The sequence below is a fragment of the Rhizobium rosettiformans W3 genome (assembly GCF_004912135.1).
Lineage (GTDB): Bacteria > Pseudomonadota > Alphaproteobacteria > Rhizobiales > Rhizobiaceae > Allorhizobium > Allorhizobium rosettiformans.
On the sequence record NZ_STGU01000063.1, the window covers coordinates 1 to 1,916 of the forward strand.

Below are 1,916 nucleotides of genomic sequence, written 5' to 3' on the forward strand. Positions count from 1 at the left end.
ATAGGAAATCTCGCCCCACTGCTTCCCACGAAACACTCTCCAATCCAACCGGGAAGTGGAAATGGCAATCAGAAAGCATATCTCGCCGAGGTCGATCGCCAAGTCGTTGATCTGATCCTGGCCGCCGCTAGTCTGCCTGCCGTCGATCTGCTCGCAACGACCACGAATACGGCAGCTGATTTCGCAATGACGCTTGACGATGTCGTTGAACGCAACATTCAGCGCGATATGTCGCTTGATGAGACGGTACGCGAGCAATTGGTGCGAGCACGAAGGGGGCAGGGCCTGTTCCGGAAGCGGGTGCTCGATTTCGAGCCGGTATGCCGAATTACAGGCCTTGCTACACCCAACCTGCTGATTGCCAGTCACATAAAACCTTGGCGTGCCTGCGGCACCGCAGCCGAGAGACTCGATGGAGCGAATGGTTTAATGCTGGCACCGCACGCAGACTTTTTATTTGATCGGGGCCTGCTTGGGTTCGAGAGCGATGGAAAACCGATATTCTCCTCGCAGCTGACCGATACTGACGCTGACAAGTTAGGAATGCACGTTGTGCAGCGACCACCACTGAGGCCGCTGCACAACGATAGCCAGAGCTACCTGATTCATCACCGTATGAATGTCTTTATCCCGTAGAAAATGTCTCTAGACCTGCAAGCCACTGAAGCAGTACGCCGCCGAATGCAGCGCACCGCGCGAAAGGATAACCCCTTCGAGCGCACTGTTCGATCGCAGCTCTATGCCCGCAAGCTTCGCTATCGGATCCACTATCCAATCCCCGGCATGAAGCGCACGACTTGCGACTTCGCGTTTCCGGGAATGAAGATCGCTGTCTTTCTGGACGGGTGCTTCTGGCACGGGTGCGAGGTGCATCCGCCGTCGGTGAAGAAGAACACAGATTTCTGGCTATCGAAGATTGCCCGCAACCGGACAAGGGACGCGTGCGCGACGGCGCACCTCACGGAGCTTGGTTGGACGGTGCTGCGGTTTTGGGAGCACGAGACCGTGGCGACGATTGCAGACAAGATCTCCGCCACGGTCGAAGCCAAAAAGATGTCTGCGTCACCTCACCGCGGCGCGCGCACGCTGGAGGACGTGCAGCGGCCGCCGGGCTAGCTCGAAGCTGTCGATCGCAATGTGTGTTCGATCCAGCCCAACTCGATCGAACAACTTCCTCGCGTCCCAGAGCGGATGGACCACGACACCCCAACGGCCTCGGCTGTTGTCCAGAGAGAACGTCGGAATATCCGGTCTCCCCTTTGCATGCGCAACCGTGTTGCCAGGGATGAACGTCTTCGTCTGCTCCGCTAGGTCCATCGCGGATGCTACCCAGTCCGAGACTTCGAAACAACCGTAGTCGCCGTCGAACCCGGCTTCGTAGGACGGATCAGCGATGGCCCTGAGGTACGCAAGCCCCAGGCGCCAATCGAGCAGGCCGTGGAAGTTCCTGTTGTTGTAGCGCTGAAGGCAGCGATAGCACGAGGAACCGCAGCTCCTTCTGTGCGCCTCAACCGCGAACTCGCGCCGCGGCCACTCGTTCGTCTCGTCCAGAATGCTCTTGATCAGAACGGAAACCGGGATGGTGCTGTCGCCGAGAAGGTGGCGGCAGAACCCGGAGCCGTTCGGCAAGGCGTCGGATAGCTGGAGATACGGAAGCCGCTCCCCTGTCGCCGTCACCATGATGTTCGGCGCTAGGGCGTCGAACTCTTCCGGTGCGATATCCAGGTCCAGCGCCGCCCTTTGGACGAGGATCTCGGTTGCCGAAATCGCCGCGGCGCGGACACTGGTCCTCGTGGGCTCGCGGCGTCCCATCGACAGACCGACGTCCATATCGAGCAGTCGCAAGTTAGGATTCATGCGGATCGGGCTGATCTGCAGCGAATTCGTGATCTTTGTCGACGCCAGCCACGCGTTGA

Annotated in this window: 2 protein-coding genes and 1 pseudogene; 2 read left to right on the forward strand and 1 reads right to left on the reverse strand. The window is 59.2% G+C overall.

The annotated features are described in order from the left end of the window. Both FAA86_RS24285 and FAA86_RS24290 read left to right on the forward strand, forming a co-directional pair. On the forward strand, positions 1–636 hold a 636-nt coding region (locus FAA86_RS24285; RefSeq protein WP_136543880.1), incomplete at its 5' end, for an HNH endonuclease. A 3-nt stretch (positions 637–639) separates the two neighbouring features. Further along, on the forward strand, positions 640–1,116 hold the full coding sequence (locus FAA86_RS24290; protein ID WP_136543882.1) for a very short patch repair endonuclease: 477 nt from the start codon (positions 640–642) through the stop codon (positions 1,114–1,116). Here FAA86_RS24290 and FAA86_RS24295 read toward each other — a convergent pair. Next, positions 1,063–1,916, reverse strand: a pseudogene (locus tag FAA86_RS24295) (DEAD/DEAH box helicase); the annotation flags it as partial. The gene FAA86_RS24290 and the pseudogene FAA86_RS24295 overlap by 54 nt on opposite strands.

Coding starts and splice junctions, on each gene's coding strand:
- FAA86_RS24290 (WP_136543882.1), top strand. CDS start 640: ATGTCTCTAGACCTGCAAGCCACTGAAGCAGTACGCCGCCGAATGCAG.